The 15,405-nt window shown below is 29.4% G+C and carries 14 protein-coding genes; 7 read left to right on the plus strand and 7 right to left on the minus strand.

Annotation, left to right across the window (positions count from 1 at the left end):
- Nucleotide 1: 1 nt before the first annotated feature.
- The 6 genes from BR66_RS0117195 to BR66_RS0117220 form a co-directional block, all read right to left on the minus strand.
- Nucleotides 2-1,159 (minus strand): ABC transporter permease, encoded by a 1,158-nt coding sequence (locus tag BR66_RS0117195; RefSeq protein WP_026884006.1) that lies wholly within the window; start codon nt 1,157-1,159, stop codon nt 2-4.
- A complete protein-coding gene (locus BR66_RS0117200; RefSeq protein ID WP_026884007.1) occupies nt 1,152-2,333 on the minus strand; it encodes an ABC transporter permease in 1,182 nt (393 codons plus the stop codon). The genes BR66_RS0117195 and BR66_RS0117200 overlap by 8 nt, the downstream gene beginning before the upstream one ends.
- A gap of 12 nt (nt 2,334-2,345) precedes the next feature.
- Entirely contained in the window at nt 2,346-3,281 is a 936-nt protein-coding gene (locus BR66_RS0117205; RefSeq protein WP_026884008.1) for an ABC transporter ATP-binding protein, read from the minus strand.
- 307 nt (nt 3,282-3,588) lie between these two features.
- A complete protein-coding gene (locus tag BR66_RS0117210) occupies nt 3,589-4,377 on the minus strand; it encodes an MBL fold metallo-hydrolase (protein ID WP_026884009.1) in 789 nt (262 codons plus the stop codon).
- Between the two features lie 461 nt (nt 4,378-4,838).
- Nucleotides 4,839-5,474, minus strand: coding sequence for a response regulator transcription factor (locus BR66_RS0117215; protein WP_207641271.1), 636 nt, complete (start codon nt 5,472-5,474; stop codon nt 4,839-4,841).
- Between the two features lie 30 nt (nt 5,475-5,504).
- Nucleotides 5,505-6,626: a sensor histidine kinase gene (locus BR66_RS0117220; protein WP_026884011.1), complete on the minus strand. Its 1,122-nt coding sequence runs from the start codon at nt 6,624-6,626 to the stop codon at nt 5,505-5,507.
- Nucleotides 6,627-6,946: 320 nt separating this feature from the next.
- On the opposite strand from BR66_RS0117220, the gene BR66_RS0117225 reads away from it, so the two are divergent.
- The 4 genes from BR66_RS0117225 (at nt 6,947) to BR66_RS0117240 (ending at nt 9,738) form a co-directional block, all read left to right on the plus strand.
- A complete protein-coding gene (locus tag BR66_RS0117225) occupies nt 6,947-7,216 on the plus strand; it encodes a CD3324 family protein (RefSeq protein ID WP_026884012.1) in 270 nt (89 codons plus the stop codon).
- A 138-nt stretch (nt 7,217-7,354) separates the two neighbouring features.
- On the plus strand, nt 7,355-8,023 hold the full coding sequence (locus BR66_RS0117230; protein ID WP_035796497.1) for a class I SAM-dependent methyltransferase: 669 nt from the start codon (nt 7,355-7,357) through the stop codon (nt 8,021-8,023).
- 164 nt (nt 8,024-8,187) lie between these two features.
- A complete protein-coding gene (locus tag BR66_RS0117235; RefSeq protein ID WP_026884014.1) occupies nt 8,188-8,700 on the plus strand; it encodes a S4 domain-containing protein in 513 nt (170 codons plus the stop codon).
- 225 nt (nt 8,701-8,925) lie between these two features.
- Nucleotides 8,926-9,738: a right-handed parallel beta-helix repeat-containing protein gene (locus BR66_RS0117240; RefSeq protein ID WP_026884015.1), complete on the plus strand. Its 813-nt coding sequence runs from the start codon at nt 8,926-8,928 to the stop codon at nt 9,736-9,738.
- Between the two features lie 55 nt (nt 9,739-9,793).
- On the opposite strand, the gene BR66_RS0117245 is transcribed toward BR66_RS0117240, so the two are convergent.
- On the minus strand, nt 9,794-11,041 hold the full coding sequence (locus tag BR66_RS0117245; RefSeq protein WP_035796499.1) for a PucR family transcriptional regulator: 1,248 nt from the start codon (nt 11,039-11,041) through the stop codon (nt 9,794-9,796).
- Between the two features lie 213 nt (nt 11,042-11,254).
- Here BR66_RS0117245 and BR66_RS0117250 point away from each other — a divergent pair, with 213 nt between their 5' ends.
- The 3 genes from BR66_RS0117250 (at nt 11,255) to BR66_RS0117260 (ending at nt 15,330) form a co-directional block, all read left to right on the plus strand.
- The gene (locus BR66_RS0117250) at nt 11,255-12,211 is read left to right on the plus strand and encodes a flavodoxin family protein (protein ID WP_026884017.1); all 957 of its coding nucleotides are present in this window, start codon (nt 11,255-11,257) and stop codon (nt 12,209-12,211) included.
- 239 nt (nt 12,212-12,450) lie between these two features.
- Nucleotides 12,451-13,299, plus strand: a complete 849-nt coding sequence (licT, locus tag BR66_RS0117255; RefSeq protein WP_026884018.1) for a BglG family transcription antiterminator LicT — start codon at nt 12,451-12,453, stop codon at nt 13,297-13,299.
- Nucleotides 13,300-13,452: 153 nt separating this feature from the next.
- Nucleotides 13,453-15,330 (plus strand): beta-glucoside-specific PTS transporter subunit IIABC, encoded by a 1,878-nt coding sequence (locus BR66_RS0117260; protein ID WP_026884019.1) that lies wholly within the window; start codon nt 13,453-13,455, stop codon nt 15,328-15,330.
- Nucleotides 15,331-15,405: the final 75 nt, after the last annotated feature.

The following is a 15,405-nucleotide window of genomic DNA, read 5'->3' on the forward strand; positions in this document are numbered from 1 at the left end:
TTTAATCATCTAATGGTCTGATTGTTTTTACTCCAAAAGTTGTAAATGCCAGACCGAACATCAATACTATTATAAGGTCAAAAAAAATCTTATATATGGAGGATCCTTCTAAAAGTTCTTGAATTGATGACAATACCCACTTTTGAGGCACTATATAACCAATACTTCTCATAAAGTTTGGCATTAGTGACTGTGGGATTAGACAGCCTCCAATAAGACAAGTTGGAAAACTCACTGTGGCAAGGATCAAACTTGGATTTAAATTTTCCTTTATAATACCTGAAAGTCCAATAGCCATACCAATTACTGCAATAATAAAACATAGTAGTATAAAAAACAATCCCCATATTTTAATTCCCATTGGTAATTTATAAACATAAGTTATTACTAAAGTGATAGGTATTATTTGAATAATGCCTATTATAAGAGTTCCGAGTAAATTTCCTAGAGCTATTTCCCATAGATTAACGTGAAAGCTTGCAGTTCTAGCTAGAAGCAAATTTTTTCTATCATCTATAATAGTTCCCATAGTATTAAATATTATAACCATAATAAACATCATTGAAAAACCCACGGATTGTATAAGTTTTTGTTGCAGAGCATTTGTATCTGCAGAGCCGTGAGCAGTACTATTTGTTTCTAGACTAGCATTGGTTATATTATTGAATAATTCATTGATTAGCTTGCTTTCATTTGTGTTTGTTTTTAAAGCAATATCCTTTGCACTGTAACTAACCATATAAAGTGTGCTGATATATTGATTAACATCTTGTTTAATCCTCTCAGTATTTTCATTTACGCCATTACTATAAAAATCCACATTAACCTTTTTGCTACTTTGAATATCCTTTGAAAATCCATTTTTAATTGTAATTACGGAAACATCTTTTGAATCTTCGATGGCAGATTTTATTTCTTTTTCATCTAAAGTAGTAAGGTTTATATTTTTCTCATCACCTAATCCCTTAATAAATTTTTGTGAATATAAACCCTTATCTAAATTAACAACTCCTACATTTATTTTTGCCATAGAGGCGGAACCCGTAAAATAGGTCATGATAACAATGGCAATTATAGGCAAAAACAGCATAATAAAGAGTTCTTTTCTACTTTTTAAAGTTCTTTTTATAATATTTTCAGCTATTAATAAACTATTCATTTTGTGACCTCCAATTAAATAAAGCTAGTGAAGCAGTCCACAAAACTATTATTAAAACCGCTAGAGAAGTAAGTTCAAATGTAACAGTTTTAAAAGTTCCACCAGTCATAAAGCTAGCTAAAGCATGAAAACCCCAGCTATAAAATGTTAATTTCCCTATAGGTTCTAAGGAAGGTACAGGTGTAAAACCACCACTCATAAAGGCTATAAACCATAATATTAAACAAAGTCCAGTACTAAGAGCTTTTTGTGAATTCACAATACTAGAGAACAAAACACCTAAAGAAGAGGATAACAGTATTATAAGTAGCAGCGAAATAGCTATTCCAACAAAATTATTACCAAAGTTAACTCCAAATAATAATGCAGAAAATAATATAATTGCTATTGCTTGAAAGATAGAGGTGGTTACATTACAAATTATCTGACCAAGGAGGTATTCACTTTTATTAACTGGAAAAGAATTAATTCTAGTATAAATTTTCTCAGAACGTTCTTTTATAATGTTATTACCAATGCCAATACCTGACATCATCATAAAAAACAGTAGCATACTAGCAGTAAAATACTGGTAGCTAGATAATTTTTTTATTGGTGACATTAGGTTTAATTTTCGAATGGTAAAAGTATTTCCATAGAATGATTGCACCTTTGTAAGTTTTTGTGCTTCTTCAGTAATATTGGCTTGTGGTAAATTATGAGAATAACTTTTAAGTATTGCAGTTTGCGTATTTGTAAAGTTAACAAAAGAATTTACTAAGGAATTTACTACATAAGCTTTAATTTCATCTTTATCGGAGCTTATAATTTTAATTGAGCATTTTTGCCCTTTTAAAACACTTGCAGAAAGATTATTTGAAATTACTATGGCCTCGTCATATTTGCCTCTATCAATTTGTGATTGTACACTGGTTGTAGTTGTATTTACTACATCCACATATTTTGAAGCCTCATTATGAAGCATATTGTCAAAAGCTTTCCCAATAGCGCCCTTATCCTCATTAACATAAAGCACTTTAAATTTCTTTATGGTGTTATTAGCTTCAAAAGAAGGTTTTAAAGCATAACCCATAATAAATATCATTAAAATTGGCATCAATATAATGAGTATAAAACTAAGTTTATTACGAATTCTGAGTTTAAATAGATTTATAGCTATATTTAAAATATTCATTTAGATATCCCCCTAATCTCTAAGCTTTCGGCCGGTTAAGGTAAGAAAAACTGTTTCCAAATTTGGTTCTAAAAGTTCTAGACCTATTATTGTATTTTGATTTTTTGATAGTATAAATAATATATCTTGCAATAAACTCTGGGCAAGTTTTGTAATGATTTCCAGGCTATTGCCACTATAATCTACGGCTGTAACTCCACTAATAGCTTTAATTTCTTCTATAGAATTATAGTTTACATCTCTAACGTTTATTTTGATTTTCTTGTCTGATGATACCTGATTTTTTAATTCGGTTGTGGTTCCTTCTGCAATAAGTTTTCCATGATCCATTATTGCTATTCTACTGCAAAGTGCCTGGATTTCCTCCATGTAATGACTTGTATATATTATAGTAGAGCCTAGGCTATTAAGTTTTTTAATAGCCTGGAGTATATGATTCCTGGATTGAGGGTCTATGCCTACAGTAGGTTCATCCATTATAATAATTTTAGGATGGTGCATAATGGCACAGGCAATATTAAGCCGTCTTTTCATTCCCCCAGAAAAACTTTTTGGCACAGATTTCCTTTTATCTAAAAGACCAACAAATTCTAAGGACTCGGTTATCCTTTCTTTAAGTAGGGTTCCTTTAAGTCCTGCGAGTTTGCCGAAAAATTGTATGTTTTCTTCCGCACTTAAACTTTCATATATTGCTATTTGCTGAGGCACTAGTCCAAGGTTTCTTTTATACTCAGTGTTTTTCTTAGAAATTTTAAGTCCATCTATTATAATTTCACCACTGGTTGGATTAATAAGTCCACAGAGCATATTTATAGTTGTACTTTTACCAGCCCCATTAGGACCAAGAAGTCCAAATATTTCGCCTTCCTGAATTTTTAAGTTTATATTGTCCACAGCTATATTCCTGTCATATCTTTTGATTAAATCTTTGATTTCTATTAGTGGCATTTTTTATTACCTCTCTTTTAGTAAGTCTTTAATATTATAATAGTGTTTTTAACATGAATAAGCATGGGCTAGAAGTAGGGAGTTCATAGTACTAAAGTACTACAAAGTATCAAGTGACAAGTGTAGCTGACAAGGAATAAGCTAAGAGTTGGATTGTAATAAAGTTTGATATTTTGGGGCAGAGTTTGTTTTGAATATCTTTGAAATGCGACGTAAAAACACCCCAAAATCCATTTATGAATAATGGGGTGTTTTTAATAATTGTTTGGTTTTTATAGTTGTGACGTTTTATATGAATATTATGAAGTTAATTAGAAAATAATTCTTTATCAATAATAAATTGAAGATTGCGTTGGTGGAAAATCCTTTCTGGCTCAGTAATACTAACTTTAGGTTTAACACAGTCTTCAATCTTAATATTTAAAATTGATTCCTTAGAATTTTGGGTGCGAGACTCCTTTACGTACTTTTCCAATCTCATCAAGTATTCTAAACCATCATTTATCTTATCCATAGATGCTATACCGTTATGACCTGTTATAACAATGTTTCGATTTGTCATACGAATTTTATTTAATGCTTCTCTTATCATCTCTGGCGTAGAATAGCACAAATAGGCAACATTACAAAAGACATGATCACCAGTAATAATTAAATCAGCAGCTTCTATATCTACAGCTATTGTGCTTAGTGTATGACCTGGATTATGGAAAATATTAAGTATATAGATTCCCCATTCAAGTTGTAAACAACTATCAAAAACTATACTTGGTTTTACAAAACGTTCTTTTTCTTCTTGACTTCTATAAAGTTCAGAAGTAAACGTATGTAAATAATCTTTATGGGCGATTATCTTACTTTCTGGAAAGAGTGGAAAAGCTGCCATATGATCGCTGAAATAGTGTGTACTTACAATATATTTCACTTTTGTCTTGAAAATTTTTGAAATCATTTCTTTAAGTTCAATAGCATCTTCATGACTTGCTAATCCATCAACCAGCACAGCTTCATCGTTATTTAAAATTAAAATAGCGTTTGAACTGAATTCCGACCCTGTTAAAATAAATATATTCTTCTTAACCATTCTAAATTTCATAAAAGCAATACCACCTTTCCATTATGCTTCGTAATAAAAAACTAATATAACTTAACTAATGGTAATTATATCATATTTTAACTTTTACTAGTTACGTCGTTTTTTTTCATATTACTCATCAACGTTGATCACAAAATGGAACGTAATACCGTGGGATATAAATACATAATCTTTCAATGCATATATTCATTAATTTGCCTATAAGAATTATGAGAAGCATTTAGGTTAATTATCATACAACTATGATAGGTTCCTCAATATTATATTAGTGTTTTTAATCTCCACATGTATGAGTTAAAAGTAGGTATTGCATAGTACTAAAGTACCGAAGAAGCAGTTGTCAGATTGCAGGTTCCAGATACCAGTTTATTATTTCTATGGAATTATTGATAATAAGAATGCTGCTATTAAGATGGTAACATGGAACAAACTTGCATTTGTTTATCCCAGGCATATTATTATTATAGGTTCCTCTTTAGATAGAATACGGCCACTTGGGTTCTGTCTCTTAGGTTTAATTTTGTAAGGATAGTTGAAACATAGTTTTTTATAGTGCTTTCACTTAGAAAAAGCTTCTTAACTATTTCCGTATTAGAATATCCATCACTTATTAGCTGTATGATTTGAATTTCTCTAGGGGTAAGGTTATATTTTGATAAATCTTTTTCTGTTTTAACATTTAGCATCTCTTTAAGTTTAGCAGCAATTTCAGGGTGAATTAGTAAGGCACCTTTATTCACTATTTTTATATATTCTCTTATTGTAGTTGAAGGCGTATTTTTAAGAATATAGCCACTAGCACCATTTTTTAGAGCCTGCATTATGTATTCTTCATCTTGAAAAGTTGTTAATACTAAGACATTTATGTGAGAAAATTGATTTTTGATTTTTTTTGTCCCAATAATTCCATCACACACAGGCATCCTTATATCCATAAGGACCACATCAACAGAAATCGTTGAACAAAGGTTATAAGCTTCATCACCATTAAGACATGTCCCAACGACAGCTATGTCACTATCAAGATCTAATATAAGTTTTAAACTATCGCGTATTAGAGCATCGTCATCTGCAATAACCACATTTATTGGCATAATTATCATCTCTCTTTCTATTTTCAAATTTTTCTAAGACATTATAGGTATTACCATATGAATGTGGAATCCATTATTTCCTGAAAATGAAACAGTTCCTCCAATAAGGGTTATTCTTTCTTCAATGCCAGTAATGCCAAAACCTTTTTTTAAATCTTTAGCACCAACACCATCATCAGAAATGAAAATTTCAATATATTGTGGATTATATAATAATTTTATACTAATATTATTAGAGTAGCTGTAGCGTACAGAATTAGTAATTGCTTCCTGGACATTACTATAAATTACTGTTTCAACAGCAGGGGGTATTTCAAAGGCATTACCATCTATTACAAATTCCATAGTTGTTCCAGTTTCTAGCTTGAATTTATTAATTAGATCTCTTAATGATTCTAAATTAGTTTTGTATCCTATAGGATAAAGCTTATGAACTGTTTCTTTAACTGTCTCAATACTTTTGTTTATATTTTTGTACACAGAATTTAAAAGTTCTATGCCTTTTTCTTTATTAACATTCATTATTTGAATACATGCATCTACTTGCATTAAAACACCTGTAAGGCTGTGACCAATGGAATCATGTAGTTCTCTTGAAATTCGAGTTCTTTCTTCGAGTTGTGATACTTTTTCAACCTGTTTTGAGTAATCTATAAGTCGTGTTTTAGCACCTTCAAGTTCGTAAGAATATTTTCTTATTTGGTCATAAAGCACCTGAGTATCTTTGCTAATAACAAGTGCCTTCCGTAATTCTAAAAGGAGTAAAAAAATCGCTATATAAAATATAGTTATAATTACAACCCATTCTGTTGAACAAGAGATTTTCACTAGGTATATTAAAATTATTCCGGTTAGCAACAAATATGGATATATTTTCCTCTTTAATTTAAGACTAGCATCAATAATTGTAGAAAAAATTATTATAAAGGAAAAACCAAAATATAAATTACTGATATATAAAACAAGTAATGGCTCTAAAATAAAAGAAATTAGTTTTACATTATTATTTATATTTAAACTTCTTAGTTGAGAATTCAAGAAAATTATGAGGAAGATGAATATAAAGTTTCCATACTGATTCATAGGTATTTTGTAAAGGTTATATAGTGCAGGTAATATTAAAAATATGTATTTTGTTAAGTTTATGTAATTCATTTTTTCTTCTCCTTGTAATAATTTTACTTTATCCACTATATGTCTATTATAAGCTATATTAGATTATTGTTGAGATAAATATTTTTTGTAATAAAAAAGTGCAAGAAAAAAATTGATTGAAAATTAATCTTATTTTGTATATAATTGAGAAAGAAAACTTTGAAAAAATAATGTAGTATATATTTTTTTATATGAAAGGGGTTTTGTTATTTATGAGAGAACCAGTTATTTATGCATAGCAAAGGCTATTGCATAATAAATAAAATATGAAATAGGCTTTGCTCAATCCTAAAAAAGAAATTAACTTTAGGGGGAGCATAATGAGCTATATTAAAGCCAATGATGTATTACCACAAGAAATTTTAGAGGTAATTCAAAAATATGTAGATGGTGAATATTTATATATCCCTAGAAAAGAATGTAATAAAAAATTTTGGGGAGAAAATACAGCAATTAGAAATGAAAATAAAATTAGAAATAGAAATATATATGAAGACTATAAGAGTGGTACTTGTATAAAAACTATTGCTACAGATTACTATTTATCAGAAAAGAGTATACAAAGAATTATTTCAGAAATGAAAAAATAAGAGTAACACTTAATGTGCCCTAATGCAAATTTGCATTAGGGCACATGTTTATTTCAGAACTGTTTTTAAGGTTGTTCTCTCATTACTAGAGCCATATAATTTTAATAAAGAATTAAATTTAATAGAGGGTGAATGTATATGGATGATAAATTAAAATTGGAGGAAATGAGTAGCTTTTTTAATAATCGTGTTCAAAGTTATGAACAACATATGATGAATGGTATAAATGGAGCGGATAAATATTATATTGAAACTGCAAAATTAATACCTAAAATCAATGGTCTGAAATTGCTGGATCTAGGGTGTGGGACAGGGCTAGAGTTAGATGAAATATTTAAAATAAATCCAACAGTTAATGTTACCGGCATTGATCTAGCTAAAGATATGGTAGAAAAAATCAAAGAAAAGCACAGTGATAAGTTAAATCAAATAAATCTTATAATAGATAGCTATTTTAACTATGATATGGGGGAGTCTGTATTTGATGTAGCTTTATCTGTGGAAACATTACATCATTTTGAAGCAGAACAAAAGATCCAATTGTACAAGAAAATTTTTAAAAGTTTAAAACAAAATGGATTTTATATTGAAACAGATTATATGGCTCCTAGTCAAGAATATGAAGACTATCATTTTAGTGAAAACAACCGAATTCGATCTGAATTAGGTATAACTGAAGGCTTTTATCACTACGATACCCCATGTACTGTTGAAAACCAGATAAAAATACTTTGCAAGGCAGGTTTTAAATCTGTACAAAAAGTTTGGCAACAAGAAAATACAGCTATTTTGCTAGCAAAAAAATAAAAAGATTGGTGGTGATAACATGAATCCAACATTTAAGGTAGTGTATATAAATCTATAAACGGAAGGAGTATTCTAATAGTTTATGATTTACACATTACTAGAAAATAAAATTTAATATTCCTTGCCGTGTAAATGAATTTGTTTATAGTGAGGTAAGGGTAAATATGGAAAGTAAATTAAGTTTGAATTGGTGTATATATAATAATGAAATTAATCATGAGATTAAATATTGCCATAATTGTGGTAAAAAAGTAGAATTTGAGGATTCACTAAAAAGAAGACAAAATGCAAATGGTAAAAATATATTTTATTTTGCTATTTATAAATGTTCTAGCGGTCATACTTGGAACAAGCAAATTGCTGAATTTAAAGCTGTTTCAGGATTAGAAAACATAGATTTTGAAAATAAATATATTAAAAGTGAATATGAGGAACTTAGTATCACTATGCTTAAGGAAAAAGGAATTAATGAGGTGGAAATTTCACTTGATGAATTAAATGATAAAATAAGATTAGATAAATTTTTATCATCAAAAATAATAGATATTAGCAGAGTAGAAATTGTGAAATTAATTAATAAAGGGTTTATAAAGATAAATTGTAATCTGGTAAAATCAAATGTGAGCTTGAAAAAAAAGGACATCATTACATTAATATTAGATAGCATTAGGAAATAAAAAATAGGATAAACCAAACACGTGGATAAAAATGTTAATGTTTACAAAGATTAATTATTATGCTATTATATGAAATGTAAAGAAACGAATAATTAAGTAAAACGTTGCAAACAAAATGGTATATAACTACTTATAAATTAAGTAGTTATATAAAAATTTTCAACCGACTTTACATAATTCAATTCTTTGCAAACGTTAACAATATTATATTAGGGGGGTTAAGTAATGAACAAAAAAGTATTATCAATTATTTCTATGGTGGCATTGGCAATGTCGCTAATTGCTGTACCTGTATCAGCTAAAACTACGGTTTCATCTAGTGCAAGTACAGATATTGCATCCAAATTAATTGCTGGAGGCACTATACCAGCTGGAAATTACACACTCTCAAAAGGAGTAACAGTAACTAAAGACGTTGTTGCTAACGGCGTTGTAGTAGATGCTTCTGGGTGTCCAAGCGATACTGTAGCAATTATTGCAAAAGCGAATATTACAGGTATAACTATTAATTATCCTCAGAGACAGGGAATAAGTGTACAATCATGTTCTGGTAAAACTATAAAAAATTGTACAGTTACTCATGCTCAGTTTGCAGGAATAGAGGCTAAAGACTCTGTTTCAAAAATTACATTTGATAGTTGCATTTCAAATAATAATTATGATGCTGCAAGTGATGGAGAAAATGCTGATGGGTTTGGAATAAAAAATGGAGCTACCAATATAACTTTAAAGAACTGCTCATCTACAGGAAATAGTGATGATGGATATGATTGTTATACAGCTGGAAACAATATAACATTTATTGGATGTAAAGCAATTAATAATGGTAGTGGTGGAAATGGCGATGGAAATGGTTTCAAATTAGGACCATGTAGTTATAATGGAGTCGATGGTGGATTAATTACAGTAACAAATTGTACTGCTACTAACAATAAAGGATGGGGATTCCTTAGAAATCATAATAAGGTAACTCCAGTACAGTCAGGTAATGTAGCTACAGGTAATAAAAAAGGACAATTCTCCTGGGACTTAAATTAACAATATAGGATTTTAGAACTCCCTCACTATATAAAATTAGCGAAGGAGTTCTTAGTTATATGAATTTTTCATATTTCAAAATCTTTAATGATAATTCAAATTCAAATAATATGTCACTACTGCTTAGAGATATATTCAATAATTCTTCTATTTTGTGAAAACGATAAAAAAAAGTACTACGATGAATATTCAGCTTTTTTGATGTTTCATTTGAATTTCTATTATTACTAAGATAAACCATTAGGGTTTTTAATAGTTCGGTATTGCCTTGTTTGTCCAGTTCCATAAGCTCTTTGATAAGAGGATGAACTAATGTGTGGAGTTTTATGGTTTTTATGTGGTCACTTACATCTTCACATAATGAAAACATATAATATTCTAAAAAATTTTTAAAATAAAACATATAACCATCATCATTTAGACGTTGTGCAAATTGTAAAGCATAAATTGATTGTGCATAATATTCTTTTATTTGCAGTAAATTTTGAAATGTAAAACTAACCCCAGCTTTCAGATTATTGAGTTTTAAATAATTTTTAAACTTTTCTTCTATATTTATAGAAATAACATCATCTTTTTCACTTACTAAAAAAATAATTTTATCCTCGTAATAGGTAGAAATACAATTTCCTAATATATTTTTAGAACTAGTAATTAGTTCTCTTAATCCAAAATTATGGCGGTAATCTTTATACTTTTGTGGAAAAGGTATGGATATTAATATCATATTTTTATTTAATTTAAAGTCTATATTTTGTAATCTTTGTTTTGTATAGATGATATTATCAGTTGGATTAGATAATAAATGCATTAAATAGTACTCTTCCTCAAGACCTGAACTTGTGATAAACAAATTATCCCTTTGTATTTGTATAGAAATAGTTTTGGACAAAGTATTTGTTAATTCTAAATCATCTTCCATAAATTCTCTATATTCTTGTAAAACGCATATATAGGATATAGTAATTTTATTAATTCGGATAGCACAAAAAATAAGATTTTTATCAGAAAAATGAAAAAAAGCAGTGCTTGAATTATAAATATTATCTATACATTTATCTTTTTTCATAATATTCACTGTATCAATTAGTAGATAATATTCACCATTGTGATTTTCTATAGAAGATGTGATAGAATCCCCAAGAATAGATCGAGCTATAATGTGATAACTGGTGTCTAAAATAAAAATCGGATTATTTAAATAGGTCTCACCTGTATTTAAAATTTTATTAATATTATTGCTAGAATCCAAGCTATCATAAATTTCGCATTTCTTTTCATATATAGTTTTTAGGTTAGGCAAAATAATCCCTCCTTGTTATTCATTAGAAAAATGTCTAAAGTTATATAGATTAAATGTTGTATTTTCATACATTAGTCTGATGAATGATGTAGTTTTTAGTGTTAAGATTATCCTATTGCGCATATATAGTTTAACAAATAAAGTGTGATTTTAAAATATTTAATGATAAATATTTATTAAAAACTATTATAGAAGAAAAAAGGAGATTTTATTATGACATTTAAGGTAATGGGCGTTACAGCAGGAAGAAAAGATTCTAATTCTGAGATTTTATTAAAAGAGGCACTTTTAGCCTGTGAAAAGCAAGGTGCAGAAATTATAATGATTAATCTAAGAGATTATAATATTATGGATTGCATAGGGTGTACTGCATGTACAGAAGGTATGACTGAAGGAAAATATGTTGGGTGCACACTAGATAAAAGAGATGACAAAAAAGCTATTATGGATGTTATGTTAAATCAAGATGCGGTTATTATGGCAGCACCTACCTATGATTTAATGCCAACTGCAACGTTTTTAAAATTTATGCACAGAAATTTAAGTTATGAATCTTCATTTTTAGAAGCAATTCATGCTATTGAACATAGGGACAGAGTTGGCGCTTTAATTGCAGTGGGAGGTTCAACACGTTCATGGCAGTCTATGTCTTTGGAAGCTATGCAAGCAACATGTTTTACAAATGATTTTAAAATTGTGGATATGTATTTAGCTACTCGTGTACCAGCACCAAAACAATGTTTACTTCACGATGATATGATTAAACGTGCTGAAAAAATTGGTAATAATGTTATGAAATCACTAAATACACCAGTAGAAAAAAGAGGCTGGTTAGGTGACGAAGATATGGGATGGTGTCCAAACTGTCACTCCAATGCTCTTATTTTAGGAGAACCACAATGGGATGGAATAAGTTTTCCAATTGAATGCCAAGTTTGTGGTGCTGGTGGAGATTTAGAAAAAACAGAAAAAGGGAAATGGAAATTTGTAATTGCTGAAAATGGATTATGTCGAGATCGTACCGATATTAAAGGTAGAACTCATCATGTGGAAGAGATTACACATACTCAAGGCGGGTTTTATACAGCTGAGAATTTAGCAATTGTTAAAGAAAAATTTCCTAAGTACAAAAACATAAAATTTCCGAAAATAGAAATTATCAAAAAATAGAATTGTAAGAAAGCTTTAATCATATAATGGTTGAAGCTTTTTAAATTAGGTATAAATAATCATTGACAAGCACAATAAAAAAAGTTATGATAAATGTATAGTTAAACGCTTACATAAAATATTAGGATTGTTACTGACTAGATCAGGCGAGACCTTAATTAATGAGAAGGAACATATTTTGTTTCTTTTGATTAGTTGAGGTTTTTATACTTTAATTTAGTATAAATGAGGGGATAGGTATGATAATACAAAAAATTTTCAATAATAATGCCGTAGAAGTTAAGGAGTCAGGTAAACATGAATTTGTTGTTATGGGATGTGGAATTGCATTTAAAAAGAAAATAGGGGAACAAGTAGACGAGCAATTAATAGAAAAAACCTTTATTCTTAAACAAAAGGATGCTTCAGAAAAATTCAAATTATTATTAGAAGATGTTCCTATGGAGTACGTTTCACTATGCTATGACATTATTGAATACGCAAGAAATATATTGGGTGTTGAGCTGAATGACTATATATACGTTACCCTCACTGATCACATTAGTAATGCATTAAAAATGTTTGATGAAGGCTATAATAATCCCAATATACTAATTTGGGAAATTAAAAAGTTTTATCCTAAAGAATTCAAAATTGGATTAAAAGCACTAGAGTTTATTGAAAGTGAAACTGGTAAAAAGTTATCAGAAGATGAGGCTGGTAATGTAGCTCTTCACTTAATAAATGCACAGGTTAATAGTTCATCAAATAAGGCAGAAGATGCTACAAATCAAACCAAAATGATACAAGATATTTTAAATATTGTAAAATATACATATAATATTTTACTTGATGAAAAATCAATTAGCTATGAAAGATTTATTACCCATTTAAGATTCTTTTTTCAGCGCTTAAATAAAAATGAAATAATACAATCAGAGGATGATTTCTTATTTAACCAAGTTAAAGAAAAGTATAAAAAGGCCTATGGTTGTGCACTAAAGGTAGAAAAATATTTAGAAATAGAATTGTCGGATGAGGAAAAGTTGTATTTAACTATTCATATTCAGAGAATGACACAAAGAGATAAAGAAACAGTGATAAGTTAGTTGAAAATTTAATAAGTATTGGATTGTTACTGGTAAAGCAGGCGAGACCAACATAGATAGGGTGAGAATTTATACTATCTAGTGGGTCTCGTCTTTTTATATATAAAAACATATAAAAAAAATAAAAAACATATGAAAAGGAGATGTATTGTTATGAAATATGAAAAACTAGCAAAAGACATAATAAAAAATATTGGTGGCAAAGAGAATGTCAACAGTTTAACTCACTGTATTACGCGTTTACGTTTTAAACTAAAGGATGAAGCTAAAGCAAATACGGAAGTTTTAAAAAATATGGATGGTGTTGTAACAGTTATAAAAAGTGGAGGACAATATCAAGTAGTCATTGGCAATCATGTGCCAGATGTATATGATGATGTTGTTACCATTGGTGGTTTTCAAGAATCATCAGAAGTATCAGGTGAAAAAGTAAGTTTATTTAATAAATTTATTGATACTATTTCTGGTGTATTCACGCCGATTCTAGGTGTATTATGTGCAACAGGTATGATTAAAGGATTTAATGCTTTGTTTTTAACAATGGGGTGGATTACTAAAACATCAGGTACTTATAGTATTTTACAAGCAATTGGAGACTGCCTATTTTATTTCTTCCCTGTTTTCTTAGGATATACAGCATCTAAAAAGTTTAAAGGTAGCCATTTTATTGGTATGGCAATAGGTGCGAGTTTAGTTTATCCAACATTATCTGCATTAACAGTAGGTAAGCCACTTTATACTTTGTTTGCGGGCACAGTACTTTCATCACCAGTTTATGTGACTTTTCTAGGTATTCCAGTAATACTTATGACTTACTCATCAAGTGTTATTCCTATTGTTTTAGCTGCATATGTAGGAGCTAAAATAGAAAATGGATTTAAGAGGATAATTCCAGATGTAGTAAAAATGTTTTTAGTTCCATTTTGTACACTATTAGTTATTGTACCATTAACATTTATAGTAATTGGACCTATAGCAACTTGGGCCGGTAAATTACTTGGAGCAGGAACACTTGCTATATATGGTTTAAGTCCAATCCTTGCAGGAATATTTATTGGTGGATTTTGGCAAGTATTTGTTATATTTGGGCTACATTGGGGATTGGTGCCTGTAGCAATTAATAATTTGGCCGTACTCAAGTATGATCCGATTCTTGCAGCTACACTTGGAGCATCTTTTGCTCAAACAGGAGTTGTACTAGCAATCTTACTTAAAACAAAAAACATTAAATTAAAATCAATATGTATACCGGCATTTATTTCAGGAATTTTTGGTGTTACAGAACCAGCTATATACGGTATTACTTTACCACGTAAAAAACCATTTATTATAAGTTGTATAGTAGCGGCAATTGGTGGCGGTATTACAGGATTTATGGGAACTAAAATATGGATTATGGGTGGCCTTGGTATTTTCGCAATTCCAAGCTATATTAGCCCAAAAGGAATGGATAAAGGATTTTATGGTGCGATTGTCTCCATCATAGTAAGTTTTGTATTAGGTTTCTTAGTAATGTTCCTTGTAGGATTTAAAGATGAAGAGAATAAAGAAGAAAATAGAGAAACTGTGTTAGTAAAAAAAGATGTTTTAGTTAGTCCATTAAAGGGTGAAGTTAAATTATTATCTGAAGTAAAAGATGAAGCTTTTTCAAAAGGCGCATTAGGTAGAGGCATTGCTATTGAACCAACAGAGGGAAAAGTGATTTCACCAGTAGATGGAGTATTAACAACATTATTTCCAACTGGTCATGCTTTAGGAATTACAAGTGATAAAGGTGCAGAGATACTAATTCACATAGGTATGGACACAGTTAAATTAGAAGGTAAATATTTTACTACTAGAGCAAAACAAGGAGATCGAGTAAAGGCAGGACAATTACTAGTTGAATTTGATATTAAAGCAATAAAAGCAGCAGGTTATTCCTTAATATCACCAGTAGTAATTACTAATACTGATAAGTATTTAGATGTTATTGAAACAGATAAAAAAACTATTGATTTCAAAGAGGAGTTAATTACAGTAGTGATTTAGTAATAAAACATAGATCTAAGCATAAGGGGGGAGTTATGACTTTCTTATGCTTAGAAATTGTTATATGAGCTAAAA

Source organism: Clostridium akagii DSM 12554, from assembly GCF_000686725.1.
Lineage (GTDB): Bacteria > Bacillota > Clostridia > Clostridiales > Clostridiaceae > Clostridium_I > Clostridium_I akagii.

Excerpts from the sequence above, each read along its gene's own strand:
- BR66_RS0117195 (WP_026884006.1), bottom strand. The coding sequence starts at position 1,159 with ATGAATAGTTTATTAATAGCTGAAAATATTATAAAAAGAACTTTAAAA.
- BR66_RS0117200 (WP_026884007.1), bottom strand. The coding sequence starts at position 2,333 with ATGAATATTTTAAATATAGCTATAAATCTATTTAAACTCAGAATTCGT.
- BR66_RS0117205 (WP_026884008.1), bottom strand. The coding sequence starts at position 3,281 with ATGCCACTAATAGAAATCAAAGATTTAATCAAAAGATATGACAGGAAT.
- BR66_RS0117210 (WP_026884009.1), bottom strand. The coding sequence starts at position 4,377 with ATGAAATTTAGAATGGTTAAGAAGAATATATTTATTTTAACAGGGTCG.
- BR66_RS0117220 (WP_026884011.1), bottom strand. The coding sequence starts at position 6,626 with ATGAATTACATAAACTTAACAAAATACATATTTTTAATATTACCTGCA.
- BR66_RS0117225 (WP_026884012.1), top strand. The coding sequence starts at position 6,947 with ATGAGCTATATTAAAGCCAATGATGTATTACCACAAGAAATTTTAGAG.
- BR66_RS0117230 (WP_035796497.1), top strand. The coding sequence starts at position 7,355 with ATGGATGATAAATTAAAATTGGAGGAAATGAGTAGCTTTTTTAATAAT.
- BR66_RS0117235 (WP_026884014.1), top strand. The coding sequence starts at position 8,188 with ATGGAAAGTAAATTAAGTTTGAATTGGTGTATATATAATAATGAAATT.
- BR66_RS0117240 (WP_026884015.1), top strand. The coding sequence starts at position 8,926 with ATGAACAAAAAAGTATTATCAATTATTTCTATGGTGGCATTGGCAATG.
- BR66_RS0117250 (WP_026884017.1), top strand. The coding sequence starts at position 11,255 with ATGACATTTAAGGTAATGGGCGTTACAGCAGGAAGAAAAGATTCTAAT.
- licT (WP_026884018.1), top strand. The coding sequence starts at position 12,451 with ATGATAATACAAAAAATTTTCAATAATAATGCCGTAGAAGTTAAGGAG.
- BR66_RS0117260 (WP_026884019.1), top strand. The coding sequence starts at position 13,453 with ATGAAATATGAAAAACTAGCAAAAGACATAATAAAAAATATTGGTGGC.